Origin of the sequence: Neobacillus niacini (genome assembly GCF_031457145.1) — a bacterium.
GTDB classification, from domain to species: Bacteria; Bacillota; Bacilli; order Bacillales; family Cytobacillaceae; genus Neobacillus; species Neobacillus niacini_J.
Window position 1 is genome coordinate 253,115 of record NZ_JAVDVZ010000002.1, and the last position, 19,497, is coordinate 272,611.

Genomic DNA, 19,497 nt, shown 5'->3' on the forward strand with positions numbered 1-19,497 from the left:
ACCACCTTTTTCAATATTTATATAAAGTACTAAACTACCGCGTTCTCAGAAACCGCAGCCTGGACAGCAATCCTTCCAAATACGGCTGCCTTCCCCAGCGAACTTCCTGTCATATAGCCAGCCCCGTGGAATCCGCCAGTTACTTCCCCCGCTGCATACAGACCTGGAATAGGCTCACCGTAAGGATTCACCACCTGTGCATTTGCATTTACAGATACACCTGCATAGGTTGCCAGCATTGCGACTGTCGATTCGAAAGCATAAAAAGGTGCTTTTTCAAGAGCTGTTGGTTTTCCGTAGTTATGTGTCAAAGTCTTTCTGCCAAAATCAGGATCTTCTCCATTTTGAACGCCTTGATTATATCTAGAAATGGTTTCTTCCAGTACTTCTACAGGTACGTCAATGCAATCTGCCAGTTCTTCTAAATTGTCAGCTTTGTACAGAAGTCTGCGCTTCTTTAGCAATTCAAAATCATAAAGGGGATCATCTAACACACCCTTATCCATTACGGTCTGATCCCATACTTGATAGCTGATCTGTTCAGGCTGATCGAATGCCGCTTTTCCTAATAGTTTATAAGAAATAGACTCATTCACAAACCGCTTTCCAAGCTGGTTAACCATAATAGCTCCTTTATAAAATGCCAATCCCTGCGACTTTAATTTCCCGGCTGCACTTGGATGAAATCCATATGTTCCATTCAAATAAGGGAGGTCCTTCACCCATGCACCATGCTCCCAAGCCATCCGAATGCCATCACCTTGATTTCCGGCACCGCCAATTCTTAAGGCACCCTTTAATTGCGGGGCAAACTGACTCAGCAGCTCCTCGCTTTTGGCAAAACCACCAGAGGCAATTAATATTCCTTTCGAAGCAATTGCCTTTTTTACTTCGCCATCCGCCTCATATAAAACCGTATTAATTCGTCCTTCAGCATTCTTTAGCAGTCTTTTTGCAGGAGCATTGAAATAAATCGTCACGTTAGCAAGCTGTTTCACTCTCTTGTATAAAGACTGAATTGCCTGATGAGGATCAATAATATGCCCGCGGGGAACACTATGACCGCTTACCGCTTCCAATGATCTGAACTCGACATCGTGGTCAACCAGCCATTGATATGTTTCTAGCTGATGTCTGCCATATTCAGCTATAAGTGTTTGATTATTTATCCTGCCGCCTACCTCTGTCATGTCAGCCAATAGGGATTCAGTAGAATCGATAATTCCCGCCTTTTCCTGCATATCTGTTCCCGCAAATGCCATATAACCTGAGCTGAGGACTGTACTGCCGCCAAGTTCATCCTGCTTTTCTAGGAGCAGGATGTTCAAACCCTGCTCCCCAGCCTCAACGGCAGCACTCATGCCCGCAAGACCGCCGCCTAGAATGATCAAATCATAGCTTTTCATTTATTATCACTCCTCAGATTCAAAGGCCTTTAACACTTCTAACGCTGCTTCACATACCTGCATGTCATGTGAATAATGACCGCCGCTTACTCCAATTCCACCAATCAGTTCGTTATTGATTTTAATTGGATATCCACCCCCAAAAATAACTAATCTTGGTGTGTGGACAATACCATGGAGCAATGGTGGATCATCCTTTAATCTGTCGTACCACTCATGTGTAGCCCGATTATAAGCTGCAGCAGAAAATGCTTTATTTTGGGCAATTTCTAAACTTAAAACTGGTGCACCATCCATTGCATAAAAAGCTTTTAAATTACCAGGTTTATCGACAATTGCAATACTAAACGGAATGCCAAGCTCTTTTCCCTTTTCTAATGCTGCCTCTAGCATTTTATTTGCTAATGCTAGACTAATATTTTTTGATTCGATTGCTGTTATAAAGTTTTCCATTTTCTTTCCCCTTTTCAATTAACGTAATAGTTTATTATTTTTATAGATTTACCGGTCTACCATTGCCGAAGGCTTCAATCACAGTTGCCGATACGGCTTTCATTTTTGGAAGACACAAATCAACAATTACATTTGCCATGTCAATTGGATGCAGCCAATTATCTTTCTTCGCATCCGGAGCAATATCTTCCATCATCTTTGTGTCAACTGGGCCTGGGCAGACCGCATTTACCCTAACATTAAATGGTTTTAACTCTTCACCTAGTGCTTTGGTAAATCCAATTGCAGCAAATTTAGAGGTAATATAGGCACTTCTGTCCGGACCGCCTTTTGTCCCCCAGATGGATGAAACGTTGATAATGACACCATTTCTTTTCTCTTTCATTTGCGGTACTACTGCCTTCGCACATAAAAATACACCGCGGGTATTGATTTCTTGGACAAAGTCCCACTCTTCAACCGTCGTTTCATCGAATGGCTTTAGCAGCATGACACCGGCATTATTGATTAAAATATCAATACTTCCGAGTTTTTCTACCGTTTTCTGAACAGCTTTGTTCACATCATCCTCAGAGCGTACATCACCAGCAAGAGCGATAGCTTCGCCTCCAAGCTCTTCCCTAATATAAGCAGCAACTTCCGTAGTTTCTGTTAGACTGCGAGAAAAAACAGCTACTTTTGCCCCCTGCTTTGCTAAAAGCAGGCAGGTTTCCCGGCCAATCCCTCTGCCGCCGCCAGTTACAAATGCAACTTTATTTTTTAATTCCAAGGATAATCACCCCTTCTTTACACCCCAAGTTTTTTATCACTACTAACATAAGACGCTGCATGCTCACCTGCACGCTTACCAAAGACCAGGCCTCGAAGCACGGATGTGCCGCCAGGATATTTTCCATAATAAAGGCCAGCTGTTTCTCCCGCTACATATAATCCAGGAATTACATCATCATCCTGTGATAAGACTCTGCCATTGGTATCAGATGCTAAGCCGCCATTGGTAAAAACATTGGAGCAGACAATTGGGTAGGCGATATATGGCCCCTTATCGATTGTAATCGCCCAGTTTGATTTTGGCGGAGTAATTCCAACTGCCTGTTTTCCGTCCTTCTTATCCCAGTGGAATTCTCCTGGTTGTACAGCTGCATTGAAGGCCTCTACCGTTGCTGTCAACTGAACTGCAGGCACCCCAATTTTCTCTGCTAATTCCTCTAGTGTATCTGCCTCAATCGCTGGTTTATCCGTTTCAATCGCTCTTTCATAATTCGGAATATCGTACATTTTTTGGTCACTGATCATATAGGCGATATGGTCAGGGAGATCGTAGAAGATTTTGCGGGCTACCGCTTCATATTGCTCGTCTACAGTGGAAATGCCTTCATCGACAAAACGGTTGCCATTTTTATCAACCAAAATCGCGTAAGGGTAGGTCATAACTGCTGCTTCTTCGCGCTTACTTCTTGGGTCAACTGGTTCTGCATGGAAGGCATCGAATTGACCCGCTCCTTTTGCCCCTATTGCCATCGCCATTCGAATACCTTCCCCTTTGTTGTAAAGGCCGCCTTCGGCAACGGTACGAATTTTATGCGCATCCCTGCCAACATACTGTGCCATCATTTCCTGATTTCCCTGGAATCCACCAGCTGCAAGTACAACTGCTCCCACTTTAAGCTCAAGGGAATTTCCACCCTTTACCCGAATCATGAGTCCATTCACCGCGCCCTCATCATCAAGCAGTAATTTCCATGCTGTTGCTTCGTATATAATCTCTACACCAAGTCCGCCAGCCCGGCGAGATAAAGTATCAATAATGGCACGACCACCGCCAACTGGAAGCAGCCGCGGTTTTGAAGAAGTTAAAAACATCGTTGGCAGGTAATCGAAATCTACCCCTTTTTCCTCGACCCAGCGCAGCGTACTGCCAGCGTTTTCTGCGAGAGTTTCTATGTACTCCCTATCGGAGAAATCATCTGAGAACGCCATCATATCTTCTACAAAGTTGTCTGCGATTTCATCAACATTCTTCATTCGCATATAAGAGGCTGTCCACCTGGAATTTCCGCCGCGATGATCGTAATCCGTGCGTTCTAAGATGGCAATTCGTAAATTTCCTCCTGCTTTCTTTGCACTTTCCGCAGCGGACAAAGCTGCTGCTGTTCCTGCCACACCGCAGCCAATGACTACAATGTCATAATCCAATTCTCTCTCCATTTTTTTGTCCTCCTATTATATGAATTAACTATTTAAATACTTCTTTTCCCACTCTTTGATTTGATTGAGTTTGAAAAGAGATTGTCTTTCTTCCCAGGTACAAATTAAAGGTAATAGATTTTCCTGTGAGCCTTCTTCTTTAAGAATTCTTAAGGATTCAGTGATTCCTTTAATCGCGGAGCGAAGTGCTGTATTTGCACAAAGCATGATTTTAAAACCGATTTCTTCTGCTTCTTTTAAGGAAATTAGCGGAGTTTTGCCGCCCTCTACTAGGTTAATAACCTGTGGGATTCCTTTTAGTGAACTTGTAATTTGCCGTAATTGTTCAATGGTATTTGGTGCTTCTACAAAAATAATATCAGCACCCGCTTCGTAATAGGCAAAAGCTCTGTCTATAGCGTCTTCAACACCATTAACGGCAATAGCATCAGTGCGTGCCATAATCGCGAGATTTTCATCTTTTCTTGTATCTAAGGCAGCCTTGATTTTTCCGACCATTTCTTCCTTAGAAATGACTTCTTTTCCACTAAAGTGGCCGCATTTCTTTGGTGATACTTGGTCCTCCATTTGAATGGCAGCGACACCTGCGCGTTCAAACTCCTTTACAGTCCGAATGACATTGATCGCATTTCCGAACCCAGTATCTCCATCTACTACTATCGGAATATTGGTAACGTCGGCCATTCTTGCAACAATATCAACCACTTCCTTTAGAGAAGTGAGTCCCACGTCAGCCCAGCCGAGCTGTGCATTGGATATACCCGCTCCTGTTGCGTAAATCGCCTGAAAGCCAGTTTCTTCTATTAATTTTGCTGACATTGCATCATAAGCACCAGGAAGGATAAAGGAACCTGGTTCATGAAGCAGCTTTTGAAAATCTTTACATTTATTCATAGAGTTAATCCTCCAACTTTTAAGATAGGACGAGAAGAGGAAGCCTCCTCGGAGATACGCTGATGCCAAACAATCGATAGCCTCCCAAACATATATAGCGGCAGTTCTGAAACAGGTTTGAGAGATTTTTCTTCCACAATCACTTCTGTAAGTTTTGATAAATTTCCAATATTAATGGTTACCGCATACTTTCCGGAGGCAGGTAGTGTATAGTATGGATTCAGCTTGAAGGTTTGACCATCCCACATTCCTTCAACTTCATAGCAGCAGCCAAGAAAATCTGGCAGTTCCTCTACATTGCCTGCAACTAATCTTTCACGTATGCTGGTAGAGCTGATTTTCTCGCCACGGCATGCCACTTTTTCCACCTTTGTCACATCAATGATTCCCCTTGAATCTTTCTTCAAACGCTCTAAATTTCCGATTCCCCTAGAACCATAAGTAAAATCAAAACCAGCGACTGCATGGATAACTCCTAGATTGACCAAATAATCTTTAACATATTGTTCAGGTGAAAGAGCAGCAAATTTCCTAGTGAATTCAACAATATAAAACGTATCGACACCAAGCCCCCGAAGAATTTTCTCTTTAACAGAAAGGGGGATTAAATAGTCAATTTGTTTCTCCCCATTAGATAGGACAGACTTTGGATGTGGAAAGAAACTCATAACAGCAAGCTGCACATCCTTTTCTTTCGCTATCCGTAAAGCCGTTTTAATTACTTCTCGATGTCCGTAATGGAGTCCGTCAAAAAAACCAAGGGCCATTACACATGCATTTGCTTTTCCCTGCCAATTTGCCAAATTATCATGGTTTATATAGATTGTTTCCATACAGTCTCCTTTCTTCTTGATTAAGATTTTTTTGATAGATTAGGAGTTTCCTAATATCTTAGTGCATTTGATTCTAAGCCGGATAAAACGCGACCATAATTTTCTTTGGTGATTAACGGTGAAATCGTTCTGTGTGAATAGAGCGTCCAAAAGTCACGGAAAATTCTTTGTAGCGGATGACCTTCATATACGTAACCAGAACCGCTGGCTAGAATTAAAATATCGAGTGCTTCCTTACTTACTTGATTAGCATAACCGATATCCGCTAATGCCTTAACTCGTGCTGGTTTATCCATGAATTTACCGCTGGCAGCCCATGCATCTAGTTCATCCGCCACACGGTAATAATGCATGGAAGCGGTATCAATTTTCAAAGCAGCATCCGAAAGTAATGCATGGAGAGTCGGTGAATCAATTAAATTTTCTACACCGATATGAGCAGCTTTTCGATTAGGCAGTACTTGCTGGAAAAATTCTAACGCTGCCTTGACCAATCCTAAGCCTGGTAATGCCAATGACAAAGCTAAGGATGGAAATAGTGCCGTATTGTAAAGTGGGATATCACGTAAATGATCAGATTTAAATTGGCCATTTAACACTTCCGCAAAAGAAACCACTCGATGTTCTGGAATAAATACGTTCGTCATTTTAACACTATTACTTCCTGTACCCTTCAACCCCATGACATGCCAGTCATCCATAATTTCTACTTCTTCAAATGGCAGCGTCATTAATGCTTGATCTACGAGGTTGCCTTCATCGTCCCGGATAGCCATTCCGAAGTATCCCCAAGTAGCATGGAGCGAACCAGAGCAGAACATCCAGAAACCTTCTTCGATTAAATATCCACCCTCCACTTTTCGGGCAATACATTTTCTAGGTTCGTATACACCCGCAAAAAGGACATTATCTTCATTCTCTCCGAAGATTTCTTGATGAGTTTTTTCCGTAAATGATTCTGCTACCATAAGTTCCCGAATCGCACATAGCGAGAGAATCCAGCCTGTGGAAGCACAGCCGCGCGAAATTTCAACAATACAATCCGAATAGGTTCTCATACTCGTTTGGTAGCCGCCATAAATTTGTGGACGAAGTAACTTGAAAAGTCCAGCTTCTTTTAATTCATTTATGGTTGCTTCAGGAATTCGGCGAATTTCTTCCGTTTCTTTAGCTCTTTCCTTTAGCTTTGGGACAAGTGATTTGGCTTTATCTACAAGGTAAGCGTCACTATAGGCTACTTTGTTCATTATAAAATCCCCTTTTCAACTTTATTTTGCTTATTTGTTTAAGATCTTATTTAAATTTTAGAATATTACAAAATTTTTTTATAGGGAAAAAAACATTCAATTTTAAAACATTTTTAGATAACTTTTATTGGTTTTTAGAAGTTTACGTCAGAGGTTTTGTCCGCAAGCTTAGAAAATAGTAAGGATTTTTTACGAATTCATTAATTCCTTTGTTTTGATAAATTGCGCTGCCTTTTCACCTGCAATTTTTCCAAAAACAGATCCAGCCGTTAATCCTGCCCCGCCAGGGTAGTTAAAGTAAAATAAACCACCTACAACTTCTCCTGCAGCATATAATCCTGGAATAGAGTTGGATAATACATCTTGAACTTCTGTCGTTGGGTTAATTTTTAAGCCGCCAAAAGTAAAGGTAATGCCGCAGGTAACGGCATAGGCTTCAAAAGGACCGTCCTCCAATGTGTTTGCCCAATTTGATTTACGTACCGCTAATCCTTCTGTACACCTGCCGTCCTTAATATTTGGATTAAACGGAATATCTGTCCGAATAGACGCATTGTACTCTTTGACCGTTTGTAAGAACCCTTCAGGATTAACGCCCTCGAGTTTTTCAGCTAATTCCACTAGTGTATTGGCTTTTACTTTTGTCACTTGCCTGCCCTTGTATTCTTCTCGTAATAGTCGAGCTGTTTTTTGATCGAAAATCTGCCATGCAAATTGCCCCGGCTGTTCAAGAATTACCCTGCCATATTTTGCATAGGTGTAATTACGGAAATCAGCACCCTCGTCTACAAAACGCTTCCCTTCTGCGTTTACCATAATTCCAAAAGGATAACTAAGCTTTTGAAATCCTTCCGTAAATTCTGGGAGATACCTGTCCCCGCCGACCGAATGACAGCCCGACCAGTTACCACTGGCAAGAGCACCAATGTTTAATGCCATTTGAATACCTTCTCCGGTGTTAAAACGGCTCCCTCTAGCATGAGCCAAATCCCATTTTGGTCCTAAGTATCGCGTCCGCATTTCAGGATTTGCGTGAAAGCCTCCAGAGGCCAAGATCACAGCTTTAGCATGTACCCTTGTTGTTTTGCCATTGTGCTTAAATATCACTCCATGCACTCCATTGTCATCATGGATCAGCTCAGTCGCCATGGCATTGAATAGAGTTTGAACACCTAAAGAAGATGCTTCTTTATGCAGGGCTTCTACTAATCCAGGTCCCCCGCCCACGGATTCAACAATCATTCCACCCCAGAACTTAAATTTACCGTCAACCTTAAAGGCTTGACGACCATAAATAGGCACCCAGCGTACCTTATGGGAGGTGAGCCATTTTATCGTTTCAAAACTTTTTCCTGTAAGAATCGAAGCTAATTCTGGGTCAGTCCGGTAATCTGTGACACGGCACATATCTTCATAGAAATCTTCCTCGGTATAGACCCCAAAATCGGACCCCTCAATATCCTCTTGTGAAAGGTCGGGCATAATCTCCTTTAAGTCTTCGACTCCATTATAGGCAAATCGGATGGAACCATGAGTATAGGTACTGTTCCCTCCTTTTTCAGCCTCTGGTGCTTTTTCAAGTACCAAAACATTAGCCCCATTTTCTCTTGCTGATATCGCAGCGCACATAGCAGCATTTCCTGCGCCAACTACAACAATATCCGCTTCATAGATTCTGTTATCACTCACAACGATCTGCCTCTCTTTCCAAAAGTCTCTTTTAAAAAAGCTGACTCAATTACTTTTGAGTCAGCTTTCTAATTTAAGCCTCAATTGTTGGTTTGTTCATTTCCTTGTCCATAACGGACTCGCCCCAATAGGTGTTAGCTATGGAATGATCCTCCTCTGTCCATTCGACAGGCTCCCAATCAGGTTCAAGTATTAAATAGGAGTTACTAAACAATTCAACACGGCAGCCGCTGCCTGGATCAATCACATATAAATATAAAGCTTGAGAAACTCCGTGTTTACCAGGTCCGATGAACTTAATGCCTTCTTCGCTTAAAATGTCTGCTGCCCGTAAGACATCCTGTGCGTTATCCAGCCAATAGGAAATGTGGTGAAGCTGGTTTGGCGTTTTTGCCTGCGGCCTTGTGATAACGGCTATGTCGTGAACGAGAGGCGTTACACTCATCCAGCCCGCTAAGGTTGTTTCATTGTTATATCTCACATATTCCCGTAGCTTAAAGCCTAATTGGTTACCCAAGTAATCAAGGATTTCTTGAACATCCATTGAAGTAGCAATATTTACATGATCAAATCTTCTAGGCGAGCATCCGCGAGCCCAAGCCTTGTATGTTTGATTTTTCAATACTGAACGTCTTTTTTCATCCGCTTTAGGTTTTTCTACATCATAATAGATTTCAAAGGAATGCTGACTTGGCAGTTTAAAACGAATCGCTCTTCCTTGACCAGTCTCTTCTCCTGCTTCAATCCATTTTACTTCTGTTCCGGCTTTTTCAAGTAGCTGAGCAAAACCTTCAACATCTTCCGGCCGCTTCGTTCTCCAGCCAATATGATCAACGTATCCTCTATCCCCTGCTGTTAATGAAAGAGAGTGGTGTTCAAAATCACCCCAAGCGCGTAAATAATGAGTACCATTTACTTCTTCCGTTACTTCTAAGCCGATTACATCACGGAAAAACCAAAGTGATTTTTCAAGATCTGGTGTAACGAGTGCGACATGCCCTAACTTTGCAATTTCAGGTAAAGTCATTTTCTATTCCTCCTTGTTTTTATTAAATGATATCTGCAAAATAATTTTGAATGAGCTGATTAAAGCTTTCCTGTTTTTCAATTTGTGTCCAGTGACCACATTTACCGTATACATGCAGTTGTGAATTTGGCAGATGTGAGAGTAAGTAATAGCTGGACTCCACCGAGCAGACCATATCATCCCGCCCATGCACGAGTAGAATAGGATGCTCAATTCTTCTTAGTGCTGTCACAGGAACAGGTACAGCAGCTGTTGCGAAAATTGAATCATTAGATATTCGGACATCTGGTTTCATTGCTGTTTCATATCGATAATCGGTGATTGCATCGATTATTGGCGCCATTGCCTCCGCATCATATACAAACCAGCTCATAATTTGACGCAATTTCTTTGGTGACGGATTGTCATAAAATCCTTTAGCACGAGCTAACTCTGGGCTTAATTTGGTATTTGGTGTTCCTCCTGGTCCCATCAAAACCACTCGGTCAAATCGCTCTGGATGTTCTAACAACAGCTCAAGCGCAATGGAACATCCCAATGAATTCCCCACTAAATGGGCCTTTTGAACACCCAATTCATCTAGTAGCTCCATGAGTTGATTTACCCATAGAGTCATCCATCCCTGCCTATTCTTTGGCAAAGTTTCTGGATGACTGCTGTTTCCAAACCCTAAAAGATCTGGTGCAAGACAGTCATAAGTTTCACTGCAGGCATTTAAGGCATAACGCCAATTGGCAAACGATGTAACACCTGGTCCAGAGCCATGTAAAAATAAAATCACCTCTGAATTCCCTTGACCAGTACGATTTAAATAGGTTTCAAAATTAGCCGTTTTAATTGATTGTTGAGTAATGTTTGTCAATTTACAATTCTCCTCCTAGCAATATAGTTGTTTTTAAAAATCCCCCATAAATGAAATCCCTTACATTTTTTAATTAAACGTTTAATCATAGTAAAGTTTATCTATTACTGAAATTTTAGAAAATTTAATCGTTTATTTCTAGAATAAAAAGTATTTGATTATTAGTTATTTTTTAGTAGTTTTTTGTTGGATATCTATATCTCTAGTTCCCCCAAAGCTAACAGTGAATCTAAAATTAATAGTAACTGATAGCTTTGTGATGAATCTCGCAAATCTTTTTTAATTAGTTTTTCAATCTTATTAATCCTATACATAAGACCGCTCATCGACAAAGAAAGATCCTCCATCGTTTGCTGGAGTTTACCTCCATTCGCTAAAAAGACATAAAGTGTCTTCAATAACTCTTTCATCTTTACTTCACTTAACTTATAGATTGGCCCTAATTCTTGTTTAGCTATTTTCTTAATCCCGCTTACATTTTTTGAATTAATCAAAATACCCACAATCCCTAAATCTTTAAAATGGATAATTTTCTTTTCAGTGGACATACGCAGGGTAATAAATGATTCATCCAAATTATCCAAAACATGTTCAATATCTTCAGATTTGTCACTAATTCCAATTTTATATTTGTAGAAGGGATGATTCGTTTCAATATGCTTTAAGATTCTTTCCATATTCGGTAATATGTTCGATGACTCTGGGATTAACATGATGATTTTACCTTCATATTGACCAATAAGGGCTTTATGCCCCTGAATATCTAAATATTTGGCAATTGATTCTAAAATTTGTTCATAGTGTTCCTTGTTATCTTTTGATGTCTTGTTATTCTCTTTATAGTCAATTGCAGCAATATAAAATGGAGTTTCAAGATCAACCCCCATGTATCGGCCGCGATTAATGATTTCTTCCCTGGAAGTATATTGACCCTTTAAAATTTGTTCCAAAAAATAACCCTTCATTTTTTCAAGTGCTTCAAAACTTGTCTTTTCATTTAAAAGGTATAAGGAAGCAGCATTAGCTACCCGTTCGATAAACATAATATTATTCTCAGCGCTTTTCTCTGTATCCTTTTGATAAAGAAATGTACAATATCCAATTACCTTTTTTTGTACAATGATTGGAGTTACTAGCCGTTCCTGATTTTCAGTTTTTAATCTAGTTGTCTCCTTAAAAAGGGGCAGGATGTTGTTTTTCCTATTTTTCCGAATTAAACTCTCTTTCAGTTCTTTACTCAGATTGCTATATTCTTCCTCGTTCATTCCCGAGAAAACAATTTTTTGAAAGCTTAAATCCTCAATTGATATGGGAATTCGTAATAATCCAAAAGTAGTATCAGCAATATCCTGTAAATTGCTGCCGTTTGAAATACTTTCCGTTAATTTCTTATGAAATTTGGATACCTTATCGATATAATTGCGCTGCTCTAACAATTGTTCGTAAGTATACTCTAATTCTTCAATAATATTAATCTCATGATAGAATTTTAACTCTTCCTGAATCTCCATTCCCCAATCCCCCTGGAGCTTCATTTCGAAACAGCATTCAGGGTCACCTTTGGCGATACAACTAATTTCTTTGACAATGACACTTTTTTTACAAATCGTAGACATATAGCCACTGGCATACCCTATTAGAGTATGACATACAGGTGAATCTGATTTACCATGATGTTTAAGATGCTCATATGCTTCAAATGAATGGATCCACTTTCCTTTTGCTCTGATTGTTTTTATATTTTCCGAATCAATCAATTCAATAAATCTTTCAGACTGGACATCCCCAATATGCCCTGTACTTAAATGGAGAACGGAGGCTTGTTTAATAAGATATTCTATAGATGTACTCGTTACCATTGCTTCTTCAGCATCACTGACACCCAAGCTCCAACCATAACGAAGCAAAAACCCCTTGGCTCTCTTTGACCCTAAGTTCTCAATTATTCCCTTACGTAATAGTCCAAAGGCACCAGCAGTGGTTAGAATTTTTTTATTTCCATCTTCTATGTAGTTAGGTTCCAGTAGATTGCCTGAGTTACCCTTCATAAACTCACCTTTTTCCCATTAAAGATTAAGTATTAAAAAGATTGATTTCATAGATTAGTTTATAATTTAAAATAAAGACTCCTTACATTTTTCATACAAGGAGTCTTAATCTTTATAACGTGATTTTATTTCTTGAAGGTAGCTGTCACTGCTCCAATATGTTTAAATTCAGCTGTGAAGGTATCTCCATCTTCAATTGGTATTGCTTTTGAAAGTGCTCCTGAAAGAATTACTTCACCAGCATTAAGAGAAATACCGTAGCTGCCAAGTGCATTGGCTAACCAGGCAACGGCTTCGGCAGGATGTCCCATCACTGCAGAACCAAATGCTGAGTCCAAAAACTCACCATTTCTATATACAGTCATTCCAACCTCCGACAAATCTAAATCATCTAGTTTAGCCGTTGTTTTTCCAATAATTGCTCCAGCTGAGGAACCATTGTCTGCAACTGTATCTTCAAACTTGATTTGCCAATCTTTGATCCGGCTGTCAATAATTTCAAGAGCAGGGACGACATGATCCGTTGCATCAATCACATCTTTCATCGTCACACCCGGACCTTTTAAATCCTTTTTCAATACAAAAGCTATTTCAAATTCAATCCTCGGCTGGATAAATTTATTGAGACTAATCAACTCTCCATCCCCATAAATCATGTCATTTAGAATATGACCATAATCTGGTTCGGTAACATTTAACATTTCCTGCATCGCTTTACTCGTAAGCCCAATCTTTTTCCCAACGATTTCAGCACCATTTTCTACCTTATGGCGAATTTGGTAAAGCTGGATTTTATAAGCATCATCAACAGAGATTTCTTCTGTTGATGATGTGAATGGGGCAATCGGTTTTTTCTCATTTTCGGCTTCCATTAAAGCAGTTGCTGCTTTTTGAATATCCATTACAGCTGTCCCCTTTTCATAAAAGTGTTAATTATACCGTAACAGCTTTTTCTTCTACTAAAGCTCGGTACTTTCCACTGTAAAATACAAGCGGTTCAGCATCTTCTAAATGAATATCTGTCACTCTTCCAATGAATAGCGTATGATCGCCTTCAAGATGTTCAGCGGATACCTCACAAGCAATTTGTGCAACTGCTCCCTTTAGAACGGGCTTCCCATCAAGACGGTCAAACTCCACTTCGCGGTGTTCCTTCAACTGTCCAGCAAAAATCATTGAAAGTTCCTGTTGGTCTGCTGCTAATATATTTACTGAAAAGGTTTTGCTTTGTTTAATTTTCTCAAGAATCCGTGCTTTTTCACCAATAGAGATTACAACCAGTTTCGGATCAAGTGACACGGACATGAAAGCATTTGCTGTCATCCCATGCACATCTCCATCTAAATCTGTAGCAATGACGGTTACTCCTGTAGCAAATTTCCCCATAGCAGTTCGGAATTGACGATCATCCATTTTACTAACCTCTCTCTTCTATAAAATTAATCTACGATATTCTTAAGCTTCAATAGTCGGATTGTTTTCTGGCACTGTGTCTGTTTGATCGCCCCAGAAGGTAAAGCCTACATCCATCTCATCTAAAGTCCACACAATCGGCTCCCAGTCTGGTTCAAAAATCAAATAGCCATTGGTAAACAATTCCAACCGAACTCCACTTCCTGGGTCCACAACATAGATATACATTGCTTGAGATATACCATGTTTACCTGGACCTTTAAACTTTAGACCATGTTCTGTTAAGATATCTGCTGCACGAAGAAGGTCTTGGGCATTGTCCAACCAGTAAGACAGATGGTGAATTTGATGTGTTGATGGTGAGAATGGATCATGGCTTACAGCAATATCATGAACCAAAGGAGTGACACTCAACCAGGCACCAATTAAAGAATCATCAGGAGCTTGAACGCATTCTCTCATTTTAAATCCTAGTTTCTCCATTAAATAATCTGAAATAACATTGGCTTTTAATGATGATAAGATATTAACATGGTCAATTCTTCGAGGTGATACGCCTCGTTCCCATGATCTGTAAGTCTGATTTTTTAACACTGAACGTTTGGATGGTTCAGCTAAGGTTTTTTCCATGTCATAGTAAATTTCAAAACGGTGCTCACTCGGCAATTTAAAACGAATTGCTCTTCCTTGCCCAGCTTCCACTCCAGCCTCCACCCAACTTACATCTGTGCCTGCTTCCTGAAGTAGATGAGCAAATTGCTCTACATCTTCCGGACGCTTTGTTCTCCATGCGATATGGTCAACATACGACTTTTCGCCCGCTGTTATGGATAATGTGTGATGTTCAAAGTCACCCCATGCACGTAGATAATGAGTGCCATTCACTTCTTCTGTTTCTTCTAATCCAATCAATTCCTTAAAGAACCAAAGTGATTTTTCAAGATCTGCTGAAACTAAAGCCACGTGTCCTAACTTTGCGATTTCTGGTAAACTCATGTTATATTCCTCCTATTATCTTTTCTTTGAATTTTTAGAAAACAGAAAGCCTTTTCATTATAAATTAAACAAAATAGGTATTCGGTTCTTGACCGCAAAGGACTCTTCCATATGTTTCAATTAAACTTGATGGTGTTATGAAACCATGTAAATGCATGGCAAAAAAATCACGATAGACTAATTGTAAAGGATTATTATGGTAGGTAAACATGGAACCGACTCCAGCAACTAGAAGATCAATCGCTTCCTTACTTAATTGATTTACATAGCCGAAATCTGCCTTAACTTTTACAATTTCAGCAGTATCCATTACTTCTCCGAGTTCAGCATAGCTATCAATTTTATCCACAGCACGGTATAAAAACATTTCAGCAGTATCAATTTTCAATTGCGCTTGGGCAACCTGGTGATGTGTTATTGGTGCTTCATTTTGTTTGTGATAAAAGGTGTTTCCAATTCCTGCTTTTGGAAGTCTTTCCATATAGAGATCCATCGCTGCCTGTGCAAGCCCTAAAGCCGGCCCTACAATCGATAAAGTAAGTGATGGAACAAATGAAGATTTGTATAAAGCAACATCCTTAAGCGGATCAATTAAGTAAGAACCTTTGCTCGCTAGACGATCCAATGATACCCTGTGTTCAGGTACAAATACATTTTGAATTCTACAGCTATTGCTGCCGGAACCCTTTAGTCCCATAACATGCCAGTCATCAAGAACCTCAAGTTCTTCACGAGGAATAACCATAATGGCCATTTCCATTCCACCATTTTCATCTACTAATGGGAATCCAAAATAGCACCAGTCAGCATGAGGGCTGCCAGAAACAAATGGCCATTGGGCTTCTTCAATGTAATAGCCGCCATCTACTTTCTTGATTTCACACTTAATCGGTTTAAAATTTCCTGCAAGGACTACATCTTTGCCAGTATTATAGATTTCATTCAGTGCTTTTTCTCCAAATGTGTAAGAAATCATATAATCACGAATATTACTTAGACATACGAACCAACCGGCTGAACCATTCCCGCGGGATATTTCCGTAACAACCTCCGTAAACGCTCTCATATTCGTTTGATGACCGCCAAACATATGCGGTCGAAGTACCTTTAAGAGACCCTCTCTTTTCAAATCCTCAACAATCTCATCCGGAATTCTACTATTTTTATCAATATCTTGACTAAACTCACGCAGTTTAGGAATAAGAGCACGCGCTCTTTCTACCAATACATTTTTTGTTTCCAACACACTTTGTTCCATATGAATACCTCCCGTAAAATAGTGATATTACCTCGCTTGCACTTTTTAGTTAAACATATGCTGTGTTGTATCTACATTCTGGTATTTTCCGCTTACTGCTTCGGCGACGCGAAGCAGATGTTTTTCCATAAGCTTTTTTGCTAATTTAGAGTCTTTCTCTTTCAAGCTATAGTAGATCATCCAGTGTTCAGCTTGAGATTGTTTTCTTCGGTCCTTTGAAAACAAAACAACAGGGTTGCCAACATAATTTAAGTAATCCCAAAGCTGCTTGGCAAGACTAAGTGCATACGTTAACTTGGAGGCTTCATAAATAATTCGGTGAAACTCAATATTGAGGGCAGAATACTCATCCTCGGATATCGCTGGATTGTCCATCATCGTCAATGACTCTTTCATATATGTAAGTTCTTCTTCGTTGAGCTTAAATGCAGCATGCTCTGCCATTAAGGCATCCAGATTTGCACAAACCAATAACCGTTCTAAAACGTCACTTTGCTCTGGTCTTTTAACATATACCCCTACTTGTGGTATAATCGAAAGAAATCCTTCTTGTTCAAGCTTCGCTAATGCTTTATGAATTGGAGTTCTGCTCATGTTCAACTTTGCTGTAATGTCATTAACATTAATGGCTGTATCAGGTTCCCAAGTACCATCAATAATTTGTGTTTTTATATAACGATAAGCCTGATCTATTTTCATTTTAATTACACCCTCGATCCTCTTTATGTATTTCCCTTAATAATAAAGTAAAGGAATCAACGGTATATTTAAATAGATAAATACGATTAACCTACTAATTTTCTATATTTCACCGTTGAAAAAATCTAATGTCAGTTTAACAAATCTCTCTTTCTGCTCCACCTGCGCCCAGTGTCCACAACGTTTGAATATATGGAGCTGTGCATTTGGCAAATAATCCATTACGTAAAGACTACTTTCAATCGGGACAAATCGATCTTGGTGTCCATGAATTAGTAACATTTCATTCTCCATTTGCTTAAGTGCTGAAGGTGGCACTAGCATATCAGACAAATGTGATTTTGAGAAATTTTCCTCATAAGATCTGCGCACATCCGGTCGTAAGAAGAGCTCTAAACGTTCTGACACAATTTCCTCCAGCTTATCCCCTACAATACTCTTATCGTATAAGAACCAGCTCAATAAATTTTTAAATGCAACGGGGTCTGGATCTTTATGGAAGTTTGCTAATTTAGCAAGTTCCGGGGTAGGTTCTTTCAAACCGCCTCCTGCCCCCATTAAAACTACGCGGTCAAATCTTTCTGGAGCGTACATAAGTAGGTGAAGTGCAATTACACCTCCTAGAGAATTTCCAACCAAATGGGCTTTTTCAACCTCTAAAGCGTCCATTAACGAAAGTACTTGTTTAACCCTAATCTTCATCCACTCTGCACCATTTCTAGGATATTCTTCAGGATGATCTGTATTAGCAAATCCATAGATATCTGGTGCCACTACATGGAACTTCACTTGAAAACGAGGTAGAATTTCCTTCCAATTCGACTCCGCACTTACTCCTGGTCCGCTGCCGTGTAGAAAAATAATGGTCTCAGATGACTTTTTGTCTCCACCTTCATTAATAAAAGTTTGATAGTTTCCGGTTTGGATCTTCCTTTTTATTACTTCAGCCATTTTTCATTGCCCTCACTTTGCAAATAATTTCAAAAGATCATTTTTTATAACTAAAATTTTAGCTCTTATGTTAACATCGTTTATGTAGTGTAAAAGCATTAAAAAAGCGCTTTCATTACTTAACTATAATTTTACTTACTTAACTACACTTTGTCAATTAATTCTAAAAATTTTTTTAATTCAAAATAAATAAAACCACTCGAGCTATTAAATGTATTTTTTGTAAAGTATCATCTTTTAACAATAAGAGGTCTTTTAATAACATCCATTACTTCAGAAGCCGGCAAACCGTTATCGATTAACTGAACCATAACTTTCATATATCTGTGAATATGATGGAAGTATTTTTTGTAGCCTGCACATAAATAGTTTAATCCCGGTTCACCATCCGGAGTTAATAGGAAGCGTTGTTTTGGGCATTCTCCATTGCAGGCAAAACGAACCTCACAAGATTGACAGTAGTTGGGGAGTGTCGATTTTTTATTTTCACCAAACGCCCGCTGCTTATTGGAATCAATCATCTCGCTAAAGGTATCATCATAAATATTACCCAGTTTGTACTCTGGATACATAAAGTGATCACAGGAATACACATCGCCATTATGCTCCACAATGCCAGCCCTGCCACACGTCTCAGCAAAAAAACATGTTGTGGCCGGTAGTCCCAGCCACGAGGTTAGAGCGTGCTCAAAGTTCATGACATGTATCTTCCCAACATCCTTTCTTACCCACTCATCAAAAATGGCAATAAGAAAGTCACCATACTTTTCTGATTCTACTGTCCAGGAGGAAACTGCTTTCTGAGCTTCTTCCCGCTTTACAGAAGGTGGTGTGGCATGCCGGAGTCCAAGTTTTAATGCTTCCGTATCCGGCATTCGTTCCACAATTGGAATAAATTGAATGAACTCTACTCCCTCGCTTTTAAAAAAATGATAGATTTCTAGTGGATACTTAGATGAATTATTGGTTACACAAACTAATACATTAAATGAAACTTTATATTTTTTTAATAAATGAAGAGCATTAAGTACTTTATGAAAAGTCGGCTGTCCACCGCGGTCTACTCGATAACGGTCATGAATGTCTTCTGGTCCATCTAGACTCAAGCCTACTAGAAAGTTATGCTTGGCTAAAAATTGGCACCATTCTTCTGTTAATAATGTTCCGTTTGTTTGTAGCGAATTGGTTATCCGTTTACCCTTTCCATGTTTCTTTTGCAATTCAATTACTCGTTTATAAAAACCAAGGCCCATTAAGGTTGGTTCTCCCCCCTGCCATACAAACGGTATTTCATCAACATTTTGAGATTTTATGTATTGGCTAATAAACTCCTCTAGTGTCTCTTCGGACATTCGGAACCTGCTATTCCCTGTAAATAGAGCTTCTTTTTCAGTATAGAAGCAGTAATGGCAATCAAGGTTACAAATAGGACCAGATGGTTTTGCCAATATATGAAATCCTTTAGTCTCTCTTTTTGTCTTATCCATGTTATCTTCCTCTTTTCTTTAAAATA

General features: G+C 39.6%; 18 protein-coding genes. All 18 read right to left on the bottom strand.

The genetic code is table 11. From position 1 onward, the window contains the following. Positions 1-29: 29 nt before the first annotated feature. The 18 genes from J2Y03_RS06030 to J2Y03_RS06115 all read right to left on the bottom strand — a co-directional run bounded on the left by J2Y03_RS06030 (position 30) and on the right by J2Y03_RS06115 (position 19,471). Positions 30-1,406, bottom strand: a complete 1,377-nt coding sequence (locus tag J2Y03_RS06030; RefSeq protein ID WP_310191888.1) for an FAD-dependent oxidoreductase — start codon at positions 1,404-1,406, stop codon at positions 30-32. Between the two features lie 6 nt (positions 1,407-1,412). Beyond that, positions 1,413-1,859, bottom strand: coding sequence for a GlcG/HbpS family heme-binding protein (locus J2Y03_RS06035; RefSeq protein WP_132086232.1), 447 nt, complete (start codon positions 1,857-1,859; stop codon positions 1,413-1,415). A gap of 40 nt (positions 1,860-1,899) precedes the next feature. Beyond that, entirely contained in the window at positions 1,900-2,628 is a 729-nt protein-coding gene (locus J2Y03_RS06040; protein WP_310191890.1) for an SDR family NAD(P)-dependent oxidoreductase, read from the bottom strand. 17 nt (positions 2,629-2,645) lie between these two features. Beyond that, complete coding sequence (locus J2Y03_RS06045; RefSeq protein ID WP_310191892.1) at positions 2,646-4,067, bottom strand: FAD-binding protein; 1,422 nt, start codon at positions 4,065-4,067, stop codon at positions 2,646-2,648. A gap of 24 nt (positions 4,068-4,091) precedes the next feature. Further along, positions 4,092-4,961 carry an isocitrate lyase/PEP mutase family protein gene (locus J2Y03_RS06050; RefSeq protein ID WP_132086226.1) on the bottom strand — a complete coding sequence of 290 codons (870 nt, stop codon included), beginning with the start codon at positions 4,959-4,961 and terminating at the stop codon, positions 4,092-4,094. Continuing rightward, a complete protein-coding gene (locus J2Y03_RS06055; RefSeq protein WP_310191894.1) occupies positions 4,958-5,794 on the bottom strand; it encodes an FAD synthetase family protein in 837 nt (278 codons plus the stop codon). Before J2Y03_RS06055 ends, J2Y03_RS06050 begins: the two co-directional genes overlap by 4 nt. Before the next feature lie 50 nt (positions 5,795-5,844). After that, positions 5,845-7,041, bottom strand: coding sequence for an acyl-CoA dehydrogenase family protein (locus J2Y03_RS06060; RefSeq protein ID WP_310191896.1), 1,197 nt, complete (start codon positions 7,039-7,041; stop codon positions 5,845-5,847). Between the two features lie 189 nt (positions 7,042-7,230). Further along, positions 7,231-8,730, bottom strand: coding sequence for an FAD-dependent tricarballylate dehydrogenase TcuA (tcuA, locus tag J2Y03_RS06065; protein WP_310191899.1), 1,500 nt, complete (start codon positions 8,728-8,730; stop codon positions 7,231-7,233). A gap of 73 nt (positions 8,731-8,803) precedes the next feature. After that, positions 8,804-9,757: a VOC family protein gene (locus J2Y03_RS06070; RefSeq protein WP_310191901.1), complete on the bottom strand. Its 954-nt coding sequence runs from the start codon at positions 9,755-9,757 to the stop codon at positions 8,804-8,806. Positions 9,758-9,779: 22 nt separating this feature from the next. Further along, the gene (locus J2Y03_RS06075) at positions 9,780-10,619 is read right to left on the bottom strand and encodes an alpha/beta fold hydrolase (RefSeq protein WP_132086216.1); all 840 of its coding nucleotides are present in this window, start codon (positions 10,617-10,619) and stop codon (positions 9,780-9,782) included. Between the two features lie 194 nt (positions 10,620-10,813). Then, positions 10,814-12,667 carry a V4R domain-containing protein gene (locus J2Y03_RS06080; RefSeq protein ID WP_310191903.1) on the bottom strand — a complete coding sequence of 618 codons (1,854 nt, stop codon included), beginning with the start codon at positions 12,665-12,667 and terminating at the stop codon, positions 10,814-10,816. 125 nt (positions 12,668-12,792) lie between these two features. Then, a complete protein-coding gene (locus J2Y03_RS06085; protein ID WP_310191906.1) occupies positions 12,793-13,569 on the bottom strand; it encodes a 2-keto-4-pentenoate hydratase in 777 nt (258 codons plus the stop codon). A gap of 31 nt (positions 13,570-13,600) precedes the next feature. Next, entirely contained in the window at positions 13,601-14,080 is a 480-nt protein-coding gene (locus J2Y03_RS06090) for a flavin reductase family protein (protein ID WP_310191908.1), read from the bottom strand. A gap of 42 nt (positions 14,081-14,122) precedes the next feature. After that, the gene (locus tag J2Y03_RS06095) at positions 14,123-15,076 is read right to left on the bottom strand and encodes a VOC family protein (protein WP_310191911.1); all 954 of its coding nucleotides are present in this window, start codon (positions 15,074-15,076) and stop codon (positions 14,123-14,125) included. Positions 15,077-15,140: 64 nt separating this feature from the next. Beyond that, complete coding sequence (locus tag J2Y03_RS06100) at positions 15,141-16,334, bottom strand: acyl-CoA dehydrogenase family protein (protein ID WP_310191913.1); 1,194 nt, start codon at positions 16,332-16,334, stop codon at positions 15,141-15,143. Positions 16,335-16,379: 45 nt separating this feature from the next. Further along, positions 16,380-17,033: a GntR family transcriptional regulator gene (locus J2Y03_RS06105; protein WP_310191916.1), complete on the bottom strand. Its 654-nt coding sequence runs from the start codon at positions 17,031-17,033 to the stop codon at positions 16,380-16,382. Between the two features lie 102 nt (positions 17,034-17,135). Continuing rightward, on the bottom strand, positions 17,136-17,984 hold the full coding sequence (locus tag J2Y03_RS06110; protein WP_310191919.1) for an alpha/beta fold hydrolase: 849 nt from the start codon (positions 17,982-17,984) through the stop codon (positions 17,136-17,138). A 230-nt stretch (positions 17,985-18,214) separates the two neighbouring features. After that, the gene (locus J2Y03_RS06115) at positions 18,215-19,471 is read right to left on the bottom strand and encodes an anaerobic sulfatase maturase (RefSeq protein ID WP_310191921.1); all 1,257 of its coding nucleotides are present in this window, start codon (positions 19,469-19,471) and stop codon (positions 18,215-18,217) included. Positions 19,472-19,497: the final 26 nt, after the last annotated feature.